The following is a 17,389-nucleotide window of genomic DNA, read 5'->3' as shown; positions in this document are numbered from 1 at the left end:
TTTTTACAGTTTCAACTACATTATTATATTATAAGGACAACAACTATGAGCAGAAGTACATTTTCAATTTTGCCTTACATCAACAGACAGAAGGTGAAGGCAGACGGAACAGCCAACATACTTTGCCGCATCACCGTTGACGGCAAAAGTGCAGCCATTTCCACAGGCATATCCTGTACCCCACAGGAGTGGAACGCCAAGAAGGGAGAGGTACGGAACGCAAGGGACAACGGACGATTGGCAAGTTTCCTTGCTGAGGTCAAGGATAAATACAACTCACTTCTTACCACCAACGGCATCATCACCGTGGAAATGCTGAAGGCTGTGTTGAAGGACAAGGACACGACAGGAAGGTTCTTGCTGAACTTTGGTGATACCATCGTGGAATGGTATCGAACCTCAAAAGCCAGACAAACCTTTCTGCACAAGCGGACATGGCAGAAGAACCTGAGAGCCTTTGTCCATTCATTGGATAAGGACGACATCGCCTTTGAGGACATAGACGAGAATTTCGGGGAGGAATACAAGCTATTCCTGAAACGAGACCAGGGACGTATCGACAGCTACGTGAACCATTGCCTTCTCTGGCTGAACATGTTGATGTACAAGGCAGTGGACAGGAGCATTATCCGCTTCAATCCCATAGCCAAGATAGGGTATGAGAAGAAGGCAGCCCCGAAGATGACCCATATCAGCAAGGCAGACTTCATCAAGATGCTCTCTACCCCGATGGCTGACGAGCGAACGGAGCTTGCACGCAGATGTTTCATTTTTGCCTCGCTCACCTCCTTATCCTATATAGATGTAAAGAAACTGTACCCTCACCATATCAGTGAGAACTCCGATGGCAGGAAGTTCATCCGCAAGGAAAGAGAGAAGACAGGCGTGGAGTTCTTCGTGCCGCTCCATCCGATAGCCGAGAAGATTCTTTCGCTCTACAATACCACGGACGACAGCAAGCCTGTTTTCCCACTGGGTGAGAAGAAAGACATCTATCTTGATGTGCATACCCTTGGAATGGTGCTTGGCATAAGTAATAAGTTGGGATTCCACGCCAGCCGCCATACATTCGGAGTCTTGATGCTCAACGAGGACATTCCCATCGGCAGCATAGCCAAGATGATGGGACACGCAGACATTACAAGCACACAGGTCTATGCGCAGGTGACGGAGCAGAAGATTTCAAATGACATGGATAAGCTTATTGCCAAGCGAGAAAGGAACAGATTATCGAACGAAAAAACTATTGGAAAATGAACAGAGGAGTTATAACTATCAGCGAGAGCGGAACGGTATCCATGCCGACCGATACTGTATGGATGACCATGCAGGAGATTGCCGACATGTATAATATATTCGGCTGTTATGTGCGCAAGGCAGTCAAGGCTGTATTCAAGGACGGCATTCTGAAAGAGCAGGGTGTACGCCGTCATGTCAGGAAGAACGACCGCATCAGCTATGATGTGTATAGCCTTGAACTCGTCATTGCGGTAGCCTTCCGTATTGACAGCATTGAGAGCAGAGCCTTTCGGGAGTTCATCATGCAGTCCGTCATCGGCAGGAAGACAAGCCACACTAAACTGGTCTGTATCTTTACAGAGAACACAATGGCATAGACCTGCCATAAAGCAACGTTCCTTGGAGGCTTTGCGCCTCCAGCCACTTGGGCGAACCACCGCAGTGTTTTAGCATAGTATTAGATTTTATACAGACCATACGGAGAACACCCGGCAAACACGACCAACTCGGTATAGCCAATAAAACGAGGCGACAACCTATAACAACCACGCTCGGTAAGTTATACGTTGTCGCCTTGTTCATTTCACCCCACTCATCAAGGACATGTATTTCTCCTACAAGCCCTTCATTCTGTACGCCTCACGATAGTTAGCCATCAGAATCTTCTGAATGTCGGACTCGCGGTAAAGTATCTTTCCGCCAAGCTGGATATACGGGATGACACCGTTGTTTCGGTAGTCCTGCAGGGTTCTTCGGCTCAGTTGCAGCCTGGCACAAAGCTCCTTGTCCGTCATGAAGCGCTCACCGCCAAGCATGGGGCGGTAGTTCATCACGGCACGTTCAAAATTGTCAACCATTCGGTTGAGGTGGTTCACGATGTGGTTCATCCACTCGCTGTTTCTTGTCATTACTTCATTGCTCATAGTTGTCTCGTTTTATTGTTGATACTTACGTTACTCGGTTTACTTGCTGCATTGGATAAAGTGGCTGTTGTATATTGACAGCCTAACCTGTGCGCTTGCGAAAGCGCATGTCCTTTTTCCTGTCCTCCACTACTGCTACGATAGCCATCACGTCCTCCGGCTTGTAGTAGGTCTTGTGGCTGATTTGCGTATAAGCCAAAGTTCCGTTGTCCCGAAGCGTCTGCACTGTCCGTGGGCAGATGTTGAGCGTCTGACACACGTCCTGCGTGTCGAGCCACTTGTTCATGGTCTTGTCCTCACTGCGCTCACGGATTCTGTCCATGCGCTTCACGAAGTTCTCCAACTGGGCATCAAGATAGTTGAATGCCTCTTCCTCGAATACGATGAATCCCATACTTTTCTTTTTTCTAAGTTAATACTATGTTATATGTCGCAAAGCTCCACGCATATGCAGTGCTCCACGTTTGTGAGTGCAAAGATAAGGCACGGCAATCTAAAAACAAGCGTTTTCAATTTCTGTGGCAGTATGTTGCCGGGGTTTGCCGACTTCAACGCCAAAAACAACAAGAAAAACTTGCACGACTGCAACGAATACATGAACAATGATGAGTTGAGAAATACGTTGAAGTTCTCACAACTATCTCGGTATGCAAATAAGCAAGCCACAACTAAATTGCCACGTTACACCCAATCAGTTGCATGGCTGCACTCAGTACACTTACTTTGCACCCGACAATCGGTCAATGGTGCAAACCGTGACCACTATACTAACAAATAAAACAGCATAAGCTATGGCAAGAACAAAAGAAACGAAAATGTTTCCTGAACAGCAGGAGAAAATGACACAGGAGGTGATGGCTTCGCTTCACCCATCCACTTATGGTAAAGACTATGCCCAAAAACATAGCTCTTTCTTTGAAGAGGTGGAGAACTCCGATTTAGAAGTTGTGACAGAGAATGTGGCTGCAACAACCTCCAACATGGAGGACGAGCTTACGAACGAGGTTCAATCGCCACCGAATCCGCAGAAGCGCATCAGTGGCAAGCAGCGCAAGGCGACATTAGAGGAGTATCAGCAGACCTTCCTCCAAGTTCCAAGGATTGACGACCGCAAGCCAGTCTTCGTCAGTTCCGATGTACGAGACCGTCTTGATCGTGTCGTCCGCATCCTCGGAGGAAGGCGCATGAGCGTATCGGGCATCATCGAGAACATCGTGCGCCACCACCTAAGCCTTTATGAAGAGGACTTCGAGGCTTGGCGCAAATTGTGAGAATTAAGGTCTGCGACCTTGGACGTGGATAGCTGAAAGGCAGTAGTTCCAACTAACGTGTTATGAGAGGGAGCGAGGTTATGTTTTGGGAACCCCAAAACGCCTCGCTCCACCATAAGGGCGGAGGAATTTTGCTCCCAACGGTCGCAGAAAGTGAGTGTACAAACTATAAACAGTGTATCGAATGACAAGCATACAGGAACAGGACAAGAGAAAGGGCGGAAGACCGCCCACGGGCAGGGTTCGCAAGCTGTCGAAGTCTGTCACGGTAAAGTTCTCGAAGCCAAGCTACGAGGCTCTGAGGCTGAGGGCGAGAAAAGCCAACCGCAAGTTGGCGGAGTACATCCGTGAGTCCGCCTTGAATGGCGAGGTGGTCAGCGGACACAACGCAGAGACGGTAGCCATCGCCAAGAACCTCATTGGCATGGCGAACAACCTCAACCAACTTACCAAGCTGTCGCATCAGAGAGGTTTCCATGAAACCCATGTATATGTGGTGGACTTGTTGAGAAGATTGAAAGAAATCCTTGGCGAGTATCGCCAAGCAAGTTATAAACCGAAGCCAAGCAGTATGGGCAGAAAGGAGGATACCACATGATAGGCAAGCTAAAGAAAGGTGCATCCTTTGGTGATTGCGTCCGCTATGTGACAGGCAAGGACGAGGCGAAAATCCTTGCTTCCGATGGTGTTTTGCTCGGCACGAATGCCGAGATAGTACAAAGTTTTGAGCTGCAAAGACAGCTAAATCCAAGGATTAAGAAGCCTGTGGGACACATTGCATTGAGCTTCAAGCCAGAGGACAAGCCACGTTTAACGGATGAATTCATGGCTAAGATAGCCCTTGAATACATGCAGATGATGGGTATCAACGATACCCAATTCATCATCGTAAGGCATCACAACACCGACAATCCACATTGTCATATCGTGTATAACCGCATCAATAACGAGGGCAAGCTCATATCAGACAGGAATGATTACAGGCGTAATGAGCAAGTGACCAAGGCTCTTAAATCCAAGTATGGATTTACCTACGGAACGGACAAGAGCAATACTAATACTCGCAAGTTACGCAATGCTGAGCGAGCCAAATATGAGATTCACAATGCTGTAAAGAGCGCATTGAGAATGGCAGATAGCTGGGACGAGTTCAAAAGTGAACTTGCAAAACGAGGTGTTCACTTAGAGTTTGTCTATAAGGATAAGGAGCAAACCAAGGTTCAAGGCATCCGTTTCTGCAAGGATGGATATAGCTTCAAGGGTACGCAGATTAGCCGAGAATACAGCTTTGTCAGGTTGGATGCAAGACTTGGCACAGAGTATAATCGTGTATCGCCAAGAGCCGAATCTATGCAGGGAGGACAACTAAGTTGTCACCAAGTAGAACAGACTCAACCAACGGCAGAACATACCCAAGACCCTTGGAGTGGTATTTCTTCCATCGGCTTGTTCGCTCCGTCTAATGCCCAAACTTATGAGCCATTCCCAGAGGATGAATCCGCCAAGAAGAAAAAGAGAAAACGCAGAAAGGGCTTCAGCCTTTGATGCAAGTTACAAACTTAAAATTAGAATCGAACATGAAAGAAGAACTATTGGAAGCCATCTATGGCACAGTTGAGAGATTGGAGCAGAAAGTCGATGAACTTTCTGCCTCCACAAAGAACGCAGGAGCGGAAACCGTTCCTGCAAGTAATGACATAACCAAGTTGGATAAGTCAATCAATGCGATGTTTATCAAAGAAGAGGAAGTCAGAGGTAAAATATCCAAATTAAGAGATGCCATTGTCGTTTTTGCTGACCTTATTAAGGTTGAACTTGGCAAAAATAAGCAGCGAAGCAAATTCTTGGTTGATGCAGTCAAGCAGATGAGACAAGAGAATGATGTTTCCTCGAAGGCATTGCAGGCCAAACTTGAAGTGATGAACAAATCACCTCAAAAGAAGGTTGTAACCCATCGCTTTGAGCCTACATCAAAGAAAGTTCTTCTTTTCATTGGTAGCTTGGCTCTGTCTCTTGTCCTCTCCATTTGGGGCAATCTCACCCAATGGCGAGAGCACCAAGATTGGGAGGAGGCAGACTTGAAATATAGGGCATTGAAGATGGTGCTTCCATCTAACGATCCGAACATTCGCTACATCGAAAAACATTTCAATGTCCAACGAGACGAAGACATAATTGATAAATTAAGAACCCAAGTTGATGTGTATGAAGATTCCGTCTATCACTACCACAAAATGGTTGAGATAGCATCATATAAAGATAGTATAGCAAGACAACTTATTGATGAATCAAATAGGATAAAAATGCAGATAAACAGTAAGAAAAGTAAATGAAAACGTAATTTTTGTATTATTATGCAAAGTGTAAGCATATACAACATTGTTTAACGTAATTTAAATATTCTCCTAAAATTATGTTGTTTCAAAAAGCCTTTATATCTTTGCACCTGGAATACAAAATGAGGCAAATAATTGCAGTTTGCTTTCGTTAGTATAAATGTTTGACCACATTTACGAAAAAGTATATTTGATTAAAAAGTTGTATTATGAGAAAGCTTATCATGACAATAGCCGTGTGTTTCTGGGCAATGTCCCAGATGATGGCGCAAAACATTTCAGGAAAGATTGTAGATGCCAAGGGAGAGCCTTTGGCATTTGCAAATGTAGTGCTACTAAACCGTCAAGATTCAACATTCGTCAATGGGGCTGTGAGTGGAGAGAATGGGTGTTTTTCTATCGACTCCCCTTGCAGCGTTGGAATCCTCAAGGTAACTTCTGTAGGCTATAAGACAATCTTCAAGGACTGCAAAGGTGAGAATGTGGGAGTTATCAAGATGGAAGAAGACAGCAAGATGCTCGATGAAGTCGTGATAAAATCATCTTTGCCGAAGACCGTTTTGAAAAATGGGGGAATGATGACTACTATTGTTGGTTCTGTCCTTGAAAAGGCAGGAACAATGGAGCATCTGCTCGACCGCATACCTAACGTATCTGCACAAAATGGCAATATCAAGGTGTTTGGACGTGGCGAGCCTATAATATATATCAATGGACGACAGATGAGAGACAGAAGCGAACTCGACCGTTTGAGTTCGGACAACATCAAGTCGGTTGAAGTAATATCCAACCCAGGTGCTCGTTATGCTGCAAGCACTAAGGCGGTTATACGTATCAATACGAAAAAAAGAACAAAAGATGGATTCGGATTTGAAACGAGGACATTTGGGAAAAATGATGAAAACTCAAGAATTGGTGGATATGAGCAACTGAACATAAACTATCAGAAGAAAGGTCTTGAGACATTCACTGTCTTGAAGATTAAAGACGCTGAAAGTTCAATCAAGCAAGATCTCGTTCAAAACACCTATGTTGACAATGTTTGGCATCAACGCAATGATATTAAGGGTAGCATAAGAAACAGGCAATTATATTGCGGACTAGGAGTTAACTATCAGATAAGCAATAATAGTTTTATAGGTGCAAGTTTCAACTTCAACCGCATGTTCAATAAAGCTGTAAGCAATATAGCGACAACCATATATAAAGATTATGCCTTCACGGAAGAATCCGCAAGTGACATAGCAAAACCAGGCAACATGAGCCTTGCAAGTAGTAACGTTTATTATATGGGGAAAATAGGCATCGTGGACATAAATTTTAATACCGATTGGCTTTGGGACAAAGATTTCTCCAAAGTAAATACCCTTGAAAGGTACCAAGAGTATGGAGGCGATTGGCAGGATAAAGCTGTACATACAAAAACAAATACCAAGAATGAGCTTTTTGCTTCCAAGCTGACATTGACTTTGCCATTTTGGAAAGGACAACTTTCTTTCGGAGGAGAATACTCTAATACTAACCGTAACAGTTCGTATGATGTTCAGCCTATGGGATTATTGGACAAACAGGATAACAGAATCAAGGAGGGCATGGCCTCTGTGTTTTGTGATTATACACGGAAATTCGGGCAATTGAGAGTCCTTGCGGGAATAAGGTATGAGAATACGGATTTTAATTATTATGAAGAAGGAAAAAGAATCCCCGAACAAAGTAAGAGGTATGGGAATCTCCTTCCTTCATTATCATTATCCCTTCCGGTAGGAAAAACCCAAATGCAATTAAGCTATGGAGCTACAATAAAGCGTCCTTCATATTATGATATGCGGTCAGGAATAGGGTATGATAATCGTTATACTTATGAATCAGGAAACCCCTTCCTTGTCTCGGAAATAAGCCGTAACATTAATTATATGGTGTCTTACAAATGGCTTATGGCTGAGGGCATTTATACTCATGTATCTGATCCAATTGTGATGTTAACTCAGTCGTACAAGGACAATCCTAATATAGCGTTAATACAAAATGTGAATTGGAAACCATATAATCGTATCGGGGCTTCGCTTTCCGCAAGTCCCAAATTTGGAATATGGCATCCCTCTTTGCGTTTCCATTTCTTCAAGCAATGGTTTGACATGGAAACTCATGGAGGGCACGGTCTTGACAATCCAAAGATTACGGTGCGTTTTGATAATACTATAGATACTAAGTTCTGTACAATCTCCCTGCTGCTAACAGCGCAGACTAAGGGTGACGATGAAACTTCTTATATGTACCGTAATTATTTCAACTCGAATTTATCAATATATAAATCGTTTCTGAAAGGAAAAATGGTAGTGTTCTTTTATGCTAATGATTTGCTCGGTACAGGGAATATGCATAGTAAAATGTACTCCGGAAGTATGCGAGAAATAATTCATCATGATTACTCAATAAGTGAATATTCTCTAACTATCCGATATAGATTTAATGTGGCAAAAAAGAAGTATAAAGGTACAGGAGCAGGTCAAAGCCAGAAGGATAGAATGTAATTCTACGATGTTCTTTAAAATGAGAAAAATAACAATTATACATCAACATGACTCCATGCAATGCAGGTGTTTGTACCATACAAGTATTTGTATCTTTTCGATGAGTCAAGGTCGGCTCATGTATCTTTCGAGGGCAACGCTAATGCATCTTATAACTGCGACATCATGAGCCATAATGCCAAGCTCATACATAGGGAAGATGGTAACTATTTTATGGCTATAGCCACTGTGAGCACACAGGGACAAAATACTCCTATACTGCAAAAGTATATGAAAGCTTATGTGAGAATCATCGTCAGCAACAGAACGTTGTGGTAGCAGGTATTTGGATAGTCTATGTCCGAATACCTGCTGTTTGTTTTTGGATGCATATTGTGTTGGTAAGCATCAGATTTTACGCAAAAGTTCTAATTTCCATAAAATTCCTCTTGTAAATCATTGGATATTTAGAAAAATATCGTATCTTTGTCCCCGAATTAAGGCGTTCTTTGCATATTGCAAAATACAGAAACGAGCAGAAGTCCGCTCGTTTCCATATTGTTACCTATATAATATAGGCAAACGCCCAACTTCTTGATTTTCAATCAAAGTCCAATTTAGAGCGAGTTAGTTTTATTAACGTTACATTTTCATCATTTTCCCGGACAAGTTCTCAATAGAAGAACGAATAATTGTTTTTTTACGCATTGAAGTGGATTCTTTAACGCATTGAAATGGTTTTCCGTATTTTTTTTGTACCTTTGCGCCCGGATATTAACTATTATTTTTTAGTATAAACAGATAAAACGTATGAATTCAAAATCAGTAGCAAAATTAGCAGCATGCGCCTCAGCGACGCTATTGTTGTGGGTAAGCCTGACGAGTTTCTCGCCTGCAGTTACCAAAAACGCCGAAAGTTTCACCGAAAGTAATGCCGAAGGTTTTACGGAAGGTAATACCGAAAGAAATACTATCGGTACTCTTTCTGAATTAAACCAGATTGAATACGAGAAGCATCTCCTGCCTTCCAACAGCATCAGCGCCGGATGCGGATATTCATGGCTCAGCAACGAAATTCTTACGGCTAACGGCAAAAGCCTGAACAGAACGCCTACGGGCTTCGACGTTACCCTGGAATACGCCCATCTGTGGAATCTGTGGAAGCAGCCGAACGCCTACCGCCGTCCTTTTTATATGGGCTTCTCCATCAATGCTGTGGGCAGCAGAACCAAGGTGGGAATCCCTACTGGCTTCGGCAACGATGCCAACGATGTGATCATGAACTATTTCGTGGGTGCGGGTTACAAAATGGCCTACAAGACGAATAAGCACTTCATCTGGAATATGGTGCTGAGCCTTGGCTACGCCTGCACTGACGATGATTTCAACACCATGGATGGCTTTGGTGTCTATGCGGAAATGGGATGCGAATACTTGCTCAGCAAGCACTGGTCGGCTGGCGTGAGTTTTGGCGGTATTAGCACCTCTTATAAGCAGCCGGCAGGATGGGACGGCAAATATAGATTCGGCATCGATCACAATGGCTTACGCGCAAAGCTGGGGTACTATTTCTAAGTTAACAGCAAATTCAGGCACTTTTTCTGGGGATTTGCTACCACAAAATAGCGCAAAAAGGTGGATTTTTAACTAAACAGGGGGTAAATTCTGTTTTTTATGTGGAAAAATAATAGAATTTACACCACAAAAAGGCAAACTTTACGAAAAGAAGACACAAAAAGTTTGTACCTTTGCATCAGTTAAAACAAAAAGACGTTGTGAAACGTTTTATCATCATCTTTTACTTATACAAATAAATTATGAAAAAAACGAGTTTCCATGGGGATGGGAGCTCGTTTTTTCGTTTTTTAAGTTCCATTGCACCCAAGATATTAACTATAATTCAAGTAATAAATAAATGAATAACTGAGCTTTTTAAAGGCAGCGAGGCGATACTCTACCTTATTATTATAGGTAGAATATCGCCTCGTTTCCTTCGTTGAAGAGAAGATCTAGGATGCTCATGTTGGGCTGGAAACCAAATTTCTGCTCATACACCTGATAATAGCGCTTCGATTCGAATTCGGCATCAGGGAGCGGTTTCTTGGGGCGAATGGCTTCGCGGAAATCCTTGATACTTTCAACTTTATGCTTAGTAAAGCTGTTGAATTCTTCACTCTTCACTTTTCGTTCTTCGCTCTGAATATACTCGTTGGTGATTGAAATCTTGGGACGGATATCCAGAAGTTCTATCATCTTCTCTGTAATCTCCATGTTGAAATCGAAGAGGAACTCGTATTTCTTCTCGTAGAAGGGGCGGATGTCGTCCTGGTAATACTCGAAGAAGGGGCTCTCGCCGTAGGCGGAGAGGAGCGCATTCCAGTGAACATGGCGCCAGTTGGCGTGGTCGGAGATGCGGATGTCTTTCATCGCCAGCGATGTGTTGTGGTTCGTGGGGATGGTGAGGGCGAGGGGGCCGTTGGTGGTGGGGATGAGCATGCGGTTGCGATAAGTTTGCTTGATAAAGCTCTCGTGGCGCTCTATCAGGCACTCGTCGTAGCGGTTCAGCTTCTGATACCACTGAATGGGGCCGAAATAGGTGGAGGATAATAATGCTTTCAAATTCTTATTCTTATGTATTTATTAATTCTTACTCAAGTTTCGCATGTAAGCTCCACACGCCCTGAAAGGGCAGAAGCTCTTAGCCCAGGGCATCGCCCTGGGTAATTACGGACACAAACTTGTCGCCCTGTAAGGGCAAAAGCTTGGTACATTGCCCAGTATTTTAAAGTTTTTGCCCTTACAGGGCGCCTTGCTGATTGCCATTATACCCAGGGCGATGCCCTGGGCTAGGAGCTTTTGGGCCTTCAGCCCGTTCTTGAACCACATACGAAAGTTCAGTTAATAACGTGTTTATTCTCAAAATAGCTTATAGGCTTTGCCTATCATCTGATGCTTGTGAACCAGCTGCTCACCGGCAGGCGTCTTTAGGAGATAGAAGCGGCAATCCTTGCAGCCGCAGCGCTTGCAGCACTCCATGGGGATGATGTAGCTCGCCTTGCCGATGCAGAGGGTATCGCCAGGGAGCTTCTCTATCCGCCCTATGAAATATTCTACGATTACTCGCTTGCGGCGATGGTTGAAACCCTGGCTGCTGCTCTGGTTGAAGCCCTGGTTGCGGAGCGGAAGGGCCACGGAATCGGCATAAACCACTATCTCGCCACGATTGAAAAAATCGCAGTCAATCCTATTCACTATCACCCGGTTGCCCTCTTCCAAATGCGGAGGGAGACCCCCGGCGGGCACCGTGAAGACAGTGAATGCATAGGTTCGCACCGCCCATACCAGGAGCAGCGACAAGCCTAAAGCTATTAGGAATTTAACTGCGATTTTCAATCTATCTTTCTATTACTTGATGTTATCTACGAAGTTGAACAGGCGATTCCAGCGGATGCCTGAGAAGCCCGGATGGTCAGGACTGTGGCTCCACCAGATGAAGATTGGCTTGCCAACAATGTGATCCTCTGGCACGAAGCCCCAGTAGCGGCTATCGGCTGAGTTGTGGCGGTTGTCGCCCATCATCCAGTAGTAGTCGAGCTTGAAGGTGTAGCTCTTCGCCAACTTGCCGTTGATGAAGATGTTGCCCTGGCTGTCTACCTTGAGGTCGTTGCCCTCGTAAACCTTGATGCAGCGCTCATATACTGGCAGGTTCTTCAGCGTCAGAGCGATGCTCTTACCCTTCTTCGGAATCCAGATAGGACCGTAGTTATCGCATGTCCAGCCGGTGTAGGCGTTGAGCGGATAGAGGTCGCCGTATCTCGCATCGGTGTTGATAGAGATGCTCTCTACAAGGTTCTTGTTCGCCTTCAGAGCCATGTAAGCCTTCTTGGTGAGTGGAATCACGCCGCTCTGATTATACATCAGCAGGTCTTCGTTGGTGATTCCCAGCTCATCGGCAAGCTCGATAGGGAACTCGCCCTTGAGCTTCATCTTGTAGGTATATTGCACATTATCAGGCTCCTTGTTTGCCTTTCCGTTCAGATAAACGATGCGGTTCTTGATCTGCAGGGTCTGACCAGGCAAGCCCACGCAGCGCTTTACGTAGTTCTCGCGACGGTCGGTAGGACGGCTGATGATGTCACCATATTCGCCCGGCATGCTGGCGATGTAGTTGCGTCCGGCAGCATACACCTTTTCGAAGTAGTGGCGCTGCTGCAAAGGGTTCAGCACGCGCACATCCTGCTGCTGTCCGTTCTGCTCCAGGAGCTGGTCACCGATAGAGTAAACCATCTGATAGTAATCATTCGCCTGATAGCGCTCCTCGTTGCAGAGGGTGTCGCCGGCAGGATAGTTGAACACCACGATGTCGTTGAGCTTCACGTTGCCCAAGCCTTTTACTCGGCGGTAATCCCAGTGAGGCCACTCCACGTAGCTCTTCACGTTGACCAGCGGCAGGGTGTGCTGGGTCAGAGGCATGGTGAGCGGGGTTTCAGGAATGCGAGGGCCATAGCTTACCTTGCTCACAAAGAGATAGTCGCCCGTGAGGAGACTCTTTTCGAGAGAAGATGACGGAATCACATAGTTCTGGAAGAAGAAGAGGTTGATGAAATATACTGCCACGAGGGCGAATACGAGGGCATCAACCCAGCTCATGATGAAGCGCACGGGGCCTTCTTCATCCTTCCACCACTGCCAGTGAATCTTCTTGGTGATGTAAACGTCGAAGATGAACGGAACCACGATGAGTCCCAGCCAGCTCTCAACCCATATCAGGAAGAGGAGGTAGAGGGCGAGAACCACTGCGAACTTCGCCCACTGCACCTTCATATTGAGGTTTTGTTTCTGTTTATCAATCATATTTATTAGAACTTAAATAAATCTGATGTAGTGAGCAAACCTGAATGGTTGGCTGTGAACTCTGCTGCGAGAACGGCTCCAAGGGCGAAGCCCTTGCGTGAGTGGGCACTGTGCTCGATGGTAATCATATCAGCATCTGAATCATACATCACGGCGTGGATTCCAGGAACCTCGCCATCGCGTACGCAGTTGATAACCAAATCTTCGTCGGTGATGTTAGCATCGCCCTCATCGTGATGGCCATCCTCTGTCCAGTAGGTTACGCCACGCTTCCAATCCTTCTTTCTATCGATGTTGTCGATGATTTCCTCGGCCAGTGTGATGGCTGTGCCTGATGGCGCATCGAGCTTGTGTACGTGGTGGGTTTCCTGCATGCATACGGAGTACTGTGGGAATCCGTTCATGATCTTTGCCAGATAGCGGTTTACGGCAGAGAAGATGGCCACACCGATGCTGAAGTTAGACGCCCAGAAGAGGGTCTGCTTGCCGTCGGCGCAGAGCTTCTCCACGTCTTCCTTATGGTCTTTCATCCAACCGGTGGAACCTGAAACCACCTTCACGTTGTGAGAGAAAGCCTTCAGATAGTTGCCGTAGGCGGCAGTAGGGTTAGTAAACTCGATGGCAACATCGGCAGAGCAGAACTCCGGACTGTCGATATCCTCAGGGTTATTCACGTCAATCTTACATACGATTTCGTGGCCACGCTGCAGGGCGATCTCCTCGATCATGTGTCCCATCTTTCCGTAGCCGATCAAAGCTATTTTCATCTTTATCTAAATTTTATTTGTTTTTTACTCATTTCTTATGCAAAAATACACATTTTTCTTCGAAAAACCTTGAAAAATACGGGTTATTATTATAATAAATAGAAAATTTTGGTTATTTTTGCAGTGATTTAGGGCTTTTAGCCTCATTTAGTAACTAAAATGGAGAAAATGATGAGCAAATACATATTCGAGACAAAGATGGAAGTGAGGGATTACGAGTGCGATATTGAGGGCATTGTGAACAACGCCAACTATCTGCACTACCTAGAGCATACCCGCCATCTCTTTCTGAAGGAGTGCGGCCTCAGCTTTGCCGAAATGCACAACAAGGGCGTGGATGCTGTGGTGGCGAGAATGAACCTGCAGTACAAGGTTCCGCTGCAATGCGATGATGAGTTCTTCTCGCGCCTGTGGCTGGAGAAGCAGGGCGTGAGATATGTCTTCCATCAGGACATCTTCCGTGCCAGCGATGAGAAGCTCTGCCTGAAGGCCACCGTTGAGCTGGTTTGCCTGATTAACGGAAGGCTGGGCAACAGCGAGGATTACGACAAGGCATTCGAGAAATACCTTGGGGGGAGTTGATAGTTGAGAGTTAATAGTTAACAGGTTAACAGCTGATTTTTCAATACCCCTTCCGCATACGAGCTTCCGAACTTGCGTTCCGAAAGAGGCATTCCTATAAACCCTATAAAGCCGAAACAACATGGAACAACTACTTCACTATGTGTGGAAGCACAAACTCTTCCCACTCTCCCCTCTTTCCACCACCGACCATAGGCAGGTGGAAGTCATCGACCCCGGATTGCACAACCGCAATGCAGGGCCCGATTTCTTCAACGCTAAAATCAAGATTAACGGTACGCTGTGGGTGGGCAACGTGGAGATTCACGACAAGGCGAGCGACTGGTATCTTCATGCCCACGACAAGGATGAGAGATACGACAACGTGATTCTGCACGTCTGCGGCACCATCGATACGGAAGCCCGGAACTCGAAGGGTGCCCTGCTGGTTCAGATGCAGCTCGATATTCCGAATCATGTGCTGAAGCACTATCAGGAGCTGCTCACCATCGACCAGTATCCTCCTTGCTATCAGATTATTCCATCGCTCTCGAAACTCACCGTGCATTCGTGGATGAGTGCCCTGCAAACCGAGCGCCTTTCGCAGAAGACGGAGGCGATAGAGGAGCGTGTGCGCCGCTGCAACGGCGACTGGGAGAATGCTTACTTCGTGACTCTGGCCAGAAACTATGGTTTCGGAATCAATGGCGATGCCTTTGAGCAGTGGGCGCTGAAACTGCCTCTGAGGGCGGTGGATCATCACAGAGATGACCTCTTCCAGATAGAGGCTATCTTCATGGGGCAAGCGGGATTGCTGGAGCTGAACACCATTCCCGAAAGATATCAGAAAGACGCCCTGAACGACGGGTATTTTGCGAGATTGAGAAATGAGTATCTTTATCTCTCGCACAAGTTCTCGCTGCAGCCGATGGATTACAAGCTGTGGCGTTTTCTGAGACTTCGCCCGCAGAACTTCCCGCATATCCGCATTTCGCAGCTGGCGAATCTTTATTATAACCGCCGTGCGGGATTAAGCCAGCTGCTGGAGGCTTCTACGGTGAAGGAGGCAAAGAAGGTGCTTGCCACCAGCGTTACGGGGTATTGGGAAACTCATTATACCTTCGGAAGCACGAGCATCCGCAACGAGAAGCACCTCTCTCCTTTCTCGCTGAACCTGCTTATCATCAACACCGTGGTTCCTATTCTCTTTGCTTACGGAAGACACCGGGGTGAGGAGAAATACTGCGACCGTGCCTTCGATTTCCTGGAGGAGCTGAAGGCTGAGAATAACCATATAGTAAGGATGTGGCAGCAGTGCGGATTGGAAGTGGAGAACGCCGGGGATAGCCAGGCGCTTATCCAGCTGAAGAAGGAATACTGCGACAAGAAGGAATGCTTGAGGTGCAGGATTGGATATGAATACTTGAAAAGATAAAGACTCAAGTTTCGCATGTAAGCTCCATACGCCCTGAAAGGGCAGAAGCTCCTAGCCCAGGGCATCGCCCTGGGTAATTACGGACACAAACTTGTCGCCCTGTAAGGGCAAAAGCTTTAAAATACTGGGCAATATACAAAGCTTTTGCCCTTTCAGGGCGCCTTGCTGATTGCCATTATCCCCAGGGCGATGCCCTGGGCTAGGAGCTTTTGGGCCTTCAGCCCGTTCTTGAACCACATGCGAAAGTTCAGTAAAAGATTATAAAAGATAAAAGATTATAAAAGATAAAAATAGAAGATTATGGCAGACCAACAGGAAATATTAAATACTATCCTCCTAACAAGGCTGAATTATTTCAGCCTTGCAGGAATGCTGGAGCTATATAGAAAGGTGGGCTCCGCCACGCTCATCCTTGAGCATAAGAACGACCTGAGAGACATCCTGCCCGATGCCTCGGATAAACTCGTGAACGCTATCCAAAACTGCGACGAGGCTCGAAAACGGGCCGAGGTAGAACTGGAGTACGACATAAGATATGGTATCGAACCGATAACGATGAACGATGACCGCTATCCGCAGCGACTCAAGGATTGCAATGATGCGCCACTCATGCTCTTCTACAAAGGCAACGCTAATCTCAACCAGCAGCGCATTATCAATATCGTGGGCACACGCCACTGCACTCCTTACGGCGAGGACCTCATCCGCCGCTTCGTCTCCGACTTGAAGCAGCTCTCACCTCGTGTGCTCATCGTGAGCGGCTTAGCCTATGGCGTGGATATCGTGGCTCATCGCCAGGCACTCGCCTGCGGCTACGAAACCATAGGCGTACTGGCTCATGGTCTCGATGACCTCTACCCACGCCAGCACCGGGAAACGGCTGCCAGAATGATAGAGCAAGGCGGTTTGCTCACCGAATTCCTCACCCAAACAAATGCAGATAAAATCAACTTCGTGCGCCGCAACCGCATCGTGGCAGGAATGTCGGATGCCTGCATCCTGATAGAGAGCGCCGCCCATGGCGGCGGACTCATCACCTGCGAAATTTCCCAAGCCTACGGCAGGGATGTTTTTACCTTTCCTGGCCGTATCGGGGACGCATATAGCGAGGGGTGCAACAATCTGATAAGAAACAACGGGGCAGGTCTCATCACCAGTGCCGCCGACTTCATCAAGGATATGGGATGGCAGGATGATGCTACGCTGATGCGAGCCAAGCAGCAAGGCATCGAGCGCAGCCTCTTCCCGGAGTTATCGCCCGAGGAGCAACTCATCGTAGATGTCCTCTCCAAGACCAACAACCTGCAAGTGAATCTCATCTCCGTAAAGACGAATATCGACATTTCTCGCCTCACTTCCCTCCTCTTCACATTGGAGATGAAGGGAGTCATCAAGACCTTTGCAGGAGGAATGTATCATCTTTTAAAGTGAATCAAAGGAGGAGTTAAGGAGTTAAAGGGAGTTAAGGAGTTAAGACAACAGTTATGAGATTC

General features: G+C 46.2%; 18 protein-coding genes. 12 read left to right on the top strand and 6 right to left on the bottom strand.

Translation table 11 applies throughout. The features are described 5' to 3' along the window. Positions 1-45 precede the first annotated feature (45 nt). Complete coding sequence (locus tag V8Z93_RS02935) at positions 46-1,257, top strand: site-specific integrase (RefSeq protein WP_118034277.1); 1,212 nt, start codon at positions 46-48, stop codon at positions 1,255-1,257. Then, positions 1,254-1,616, top strand: coding sequence for a hypothetical protein (locus V8Z93_RS02930; RefSeq protein WP_264905686.1), 363 nt, complete (start codon positions 1,254-1,256; stop codon positions 1,614-1,616). The genes V8Z93_RS02935 and V8Z93_RS02930 overlap by 4 nt, the downstream gene beginning before the upstream one ends. Positions 1,617-1,853: 237 nt before the next feature. Here V8Z93_RS02930 and V8Z93_RS02925 read toward each other — a convergent pair whose 3' ends face one another. Then, positions 1,854-2,162: a helix-turn-helix domain-containing protein gene (locus tag V8Z93_RS02925; protein WP_008145366.1), complete on the bottom strand. Its 309-nt coding sequence runs from the start codon at positions 2,160-2,162 to the stop codon at positions 1,854-1,856. 82 nt (positions 2,163-2,244) lie between these two features. Then, positions 2,245-2,556 (bottom strand): helix-turn-helix domain-containing protein, encoded by a 312-nt coding sequence (locus V8Z93_RS02920; RefSeq protein ID WP_008628599.1) that lies wholly within the window; start codon positions 2,554-2,556, stop codon positions 2,245-2,247. Positions 2,557-2,953: 397 nt separating this feature from the next. On the opposite strand from V8Z93_RS02920, the gene V8Z93_RS02915 reads away from it, so the two are divergent. The 7 genes from V8Z93_RS02915 to V8Z93_RS02885 all read left to right on the top strand — a co-directional run bounded on the left by V8Z93_RS02915 (position 2,954) and on the right by V8Z93_RS02885 (position 9,854). Beyond that, positions 2,954-3,433 carry a DUF3408 domain-containing protein gene (locus V8Z93_RS02915; RefSeq protein ID WP_071122670.1) on the top strand — a complete coding sequence of 160 codons (480 nt, stop codon included), beginning with the start codon at positions 2,954-2,956 and terminating at the stop codon, positions 3,431-3,433. Between the two features lie 184 nt (positions 3,434-3,617). Continuing rightward, a complete protein-coding gene (locus tag V8Z93_RS02910; RefSeq protein WP_218459621.1) occupies positions 3,618-4,031 on the top strand; it encodes a plasmid mobilization protein in 414 nt (137 codons plus the stop codon). Continuing rightward, positions 4,028-4,978 carry a relaxase/mobilization nuclease domain-containing protein gene (locus tag V8Z93_RS02905; RefSeq protein ID WP_218459620.1) on the top strand — a complete coding sequence of 317 codons (951 nt, stop codon included), beginning with the start codon at positions 4,028-4,030 and terminating at the stop codon, positions 4,976-4,978. The genes V8Z93_RS02910 and V8Z93_RS02905 overlap by 4 nt, the downstream gene beginning before the upstream one ends. Before the next feature lie 32 nt (positions 4,979-5,010). Then, positions 5,011-5,766 (top strand): hypothetical protein, encoded by a 756-nt coding sequence (locus tag V8Z93_RS02900; protein ID WP_264949701.1) that lies wholly within the window; start codon positions 5,011-5,013, stop codon positions 5,764-5,766. Positions 5,767-5,978: 212 nt separating this feature from the next. After that, entirely contained in the window at positions 5,979-8,300 is a 2,322-nt protein-coding gene (locus V8Z93_RS02895; RefSeq protein WP_218459618.1) for a TonB-dependent receptor domain-containing protein, read from the top strand. Between the two features lie 60 nt (positions 8,301-8,360). Beyond that, on the top strand, positions 8,361-8,618 hold the full coding sequence (locus tag V8Z93_RS02890; protein ID WP_234564828.1) for a hypothetical protein: 258 nt from the start codon (positions 8,361-8,363) through the stop codon (positions 8,616-8,618). A gap of 471 nt (positions 8,619-9,089) precedes the next feature. Next, positions 9,090-9,854 (top strand): hypothetical protein, encoded by a 765-nt coding sequence (locus V8Z93_RS02885; RefSeq protein WP_439432343.1) that lies wholly within the window; start codon positions 9,090-9,092, stop codon positions 9,852-9,854. 390 nt (positions 9,855-10,244) lie between these two features. Here the strand turns inward: V8Z93_RS02885 and V8Z93_RS02880 are convergent, their stop codons facing one another. The 4 genes from V8Z93_RS02880 to dapB form a co-directional block, all read right to left on the bottom strand. Next, positions 10,245-10,898 (bottom strand): WbqC family protein, encoded by a 654-nt coding sequence (locus V8Z93_RS02880; RefSeq protein WP_203051449.1) that lies wholly within the window; start codon positions 10,896-10,898, stop codon positions 10,245-10,247. A 297-nt stretch (positions 10,899-11,195) separates the two neighbouring features. Then, entirely contained in the window at positions 11,196-11,672 is a 477-nt protein-coding gene (locus tag V8Z93_RS02875) for a S26 family signal peptidase (protein ID WP_439432342.1), read from the bottom strand. A gap of 12 nt (positions 11,673-11,684) precedes the next feature. After that, a complete protein-coding gene (gene lepB / locus V8Z93_RS02870) occupies positions 11,685-13,133 on the bottom strand; it encodes a signal peptidase I (RefSeq protein WP_439432341.1) in 1,449 nt (482 codons plus the stop codon). 5 nt (positions 13,134-13,138) lie between these two features. Next, positions 13,139-13,900 carry a 4-hydroxy-tetrahydrodipicolinate reductase gene (gene dapB, locus V8Z93_RS02865; protein WP_119248609.1) on the bottom strand — a complete coding sequence of 254 codons (762 nt, stop codon included), beginning with the start codon at positions 13,898-13,900 and terminating at the stop codon, positions 13,139-13,141. 171 nt (positions 13,901-14,071) lie between these two features. Between dapB and V8Z93_RS02860 the strand changes: the two genes are divergently transcribed. The 3 genes from V8Z93_RS02860 (at position 14,072) to dprA (ending at position 17,327) form a co-directional block, all read left to right on the top strand. Beyond that, the gene (locus V8Z93_RS02860) at positions 14,072-14,482 is read left to right on the top strand and encodes an acyl-CoA thioesterase (RefSeq protein ID WP_439432812.1); all 411 of its coding nucleotides are present in this window, start codon (positions 14,072-14,074) and stop codon (positions 14,480-14,482) included. Between the two features lie 121 nt (positions 14,483-14,603). After that, a complete protein-coding gene (locus tag V8Z93_RS02855) occupies positions 14,604-15,896 on the top strand; it encodes a DUF2851 family protein (protein WP_439432340.1) in 1,293 nt (430 codons plus the stop codon). Between the two features lie 300 nt (positions 15,897-16,196). After that, a complete protein-coding gene (gene dprA, locus V8Z93_RS02850; RefSeq protein ID WP_439432339.1) occupies positions 16,197-17,327 on the top strand; it encodes a DNA-processing protein DprA in 1,131 nt (376 codons plus the stop codon). Positions 17,328-17,389: the final 62 nt, after the last annotated feature.

Origin of the sequence: Segatella copri, from assembly GCF_051861805.1 — a bacterium.
In the GTDB taxonomy this organism is placed as follows: domain Bacteria; phylum Bacteroidota; class Bacteroidia; order Bacteroidales; family Bacteroidaceae; genus Prevotella; species Prevotella copri_M.
This window is presented reverse-complemented; position numbering and strand designations above follow the sequence as displayed.

What these genes read in the sequence shown, in the direction of transcription:
- V8Z93_RS02935 (WP_118034277.1), top strand. Translation starts at nt 46, where the DNA reads ATGAGCAGAAGTACATTTTCAATTTTGCCTTACATCAACAGACAGAAG.
- V8Z93_RS02930 (WP_264905686.1), top strand. Translation starts at nt 1,254, where the DNA reads ATGAACAGAGGAGTTATAACTATCAGCGAGAGCGGAACGGTATCCATG.
- V8Z93_RS02925 (WP_008145366.1), bottom strand. Translation starts at nt 2,162, where the DNA reads ATGAGCAATGAAGTAATGACAAGAAACAGCGAGTGGATGAACCACATC.
- V8Z93_RS02920 (WP_008628599.1), bottom strand. Translation starts at nt 2,556, where the DNA reads ATGGGATTCATCGTATTCGAGGAAGAGGCATTCAACTATCTTGATGCC.
- V8Z93_RS02915 (WP_071122670.1), top strand. Translation starts at nt 2,954, where the DNA reads ATGGCAAGAACAAAAGAAACGAAAATGTTTCCTGAACAGCAGGAGAAA.
- V8Z93_RS02910 (WP_218459621.1), top strand. Translation starts at nt 3,618, where the DNA reads ATGACAAGCATACAGGAACAGGACAAGAGAAAGGGCGGAAGACCGCCC.
- V8Z93_RS02905 (WP_218459620.1), top strand. Translation starts at nt 4,028, where the DNA reads ATGATAGGCAAGCTAAAGAAAGGTGCATCCTTTGGTGATTGCGTCCGC.
- V8Z93_RS02900 (WP_264949701.1), top strand. Translation starts at nt 5,011, where the DNA reads ATGAAAGAAGAACTATTGGAAGCCATCTATGGCACAGTTGAGAGATTG.
- V8Z93_RS02895 (WP_218459618.1), top strand. Translation starts at nt 5,979, where the DNA reads ATGAGAAAGCTTATCATGACAATAGCCGTGTGTTTCTGGGCAATGTCC.
- V8Z93_RS02890 (WP_234564828.1), top strand. Translation starts at nt 8,361, where the DNA reads ATGCAGGTGTTTGTACCATACAAGTATTTGTATCTTTTCGATGAGTCA.
- V8Z93_RS02885 (WP_439432343.1), top strand. Translation starts at nt 9,090, where the DNA reads ATGAATTCAAAATCAGTAGCAAAATTAGCAGCATGCGCCTCAGCGACG.
- lepB (WP_439432341.1), bottom strand. Translation starts at nt 13,133, where the DNA reads ATGATTGATAAACAGAAACAAAACCTCAATATGAAGGTGCAGTGGGCG.
- dapB (WP_119248609.1), bottom strand. Translation starts at nt 13,900, where the DNA reads ATGAAAATAGCTTTGATCGGCTACGGAAAGATGGGACACATGATCGAG.
- V8Z93_RS02860 (WP_439432812.1), top strand. Translation starts at nt 14,072, where the DNA reads ATGAGCAAATACATATTCGAGACAAAGATGGAAGTGAGGGATTACGAG.
- V8Z93_RS02855 (WP_439432340.1), top strand. Translation starts at nt 14,604, where the DNA reads ATGGAACAACTACTTCACTATGTGTGGAAGCACAAACTCTTCCCACTC.
- dprA (WP_439432339.1), top strand. Translation starts at nt 16,197, where the DNA reads ATGGCAGACCAACAGGAAATATTAAATACTATCCTCCTAACAAGGCTG.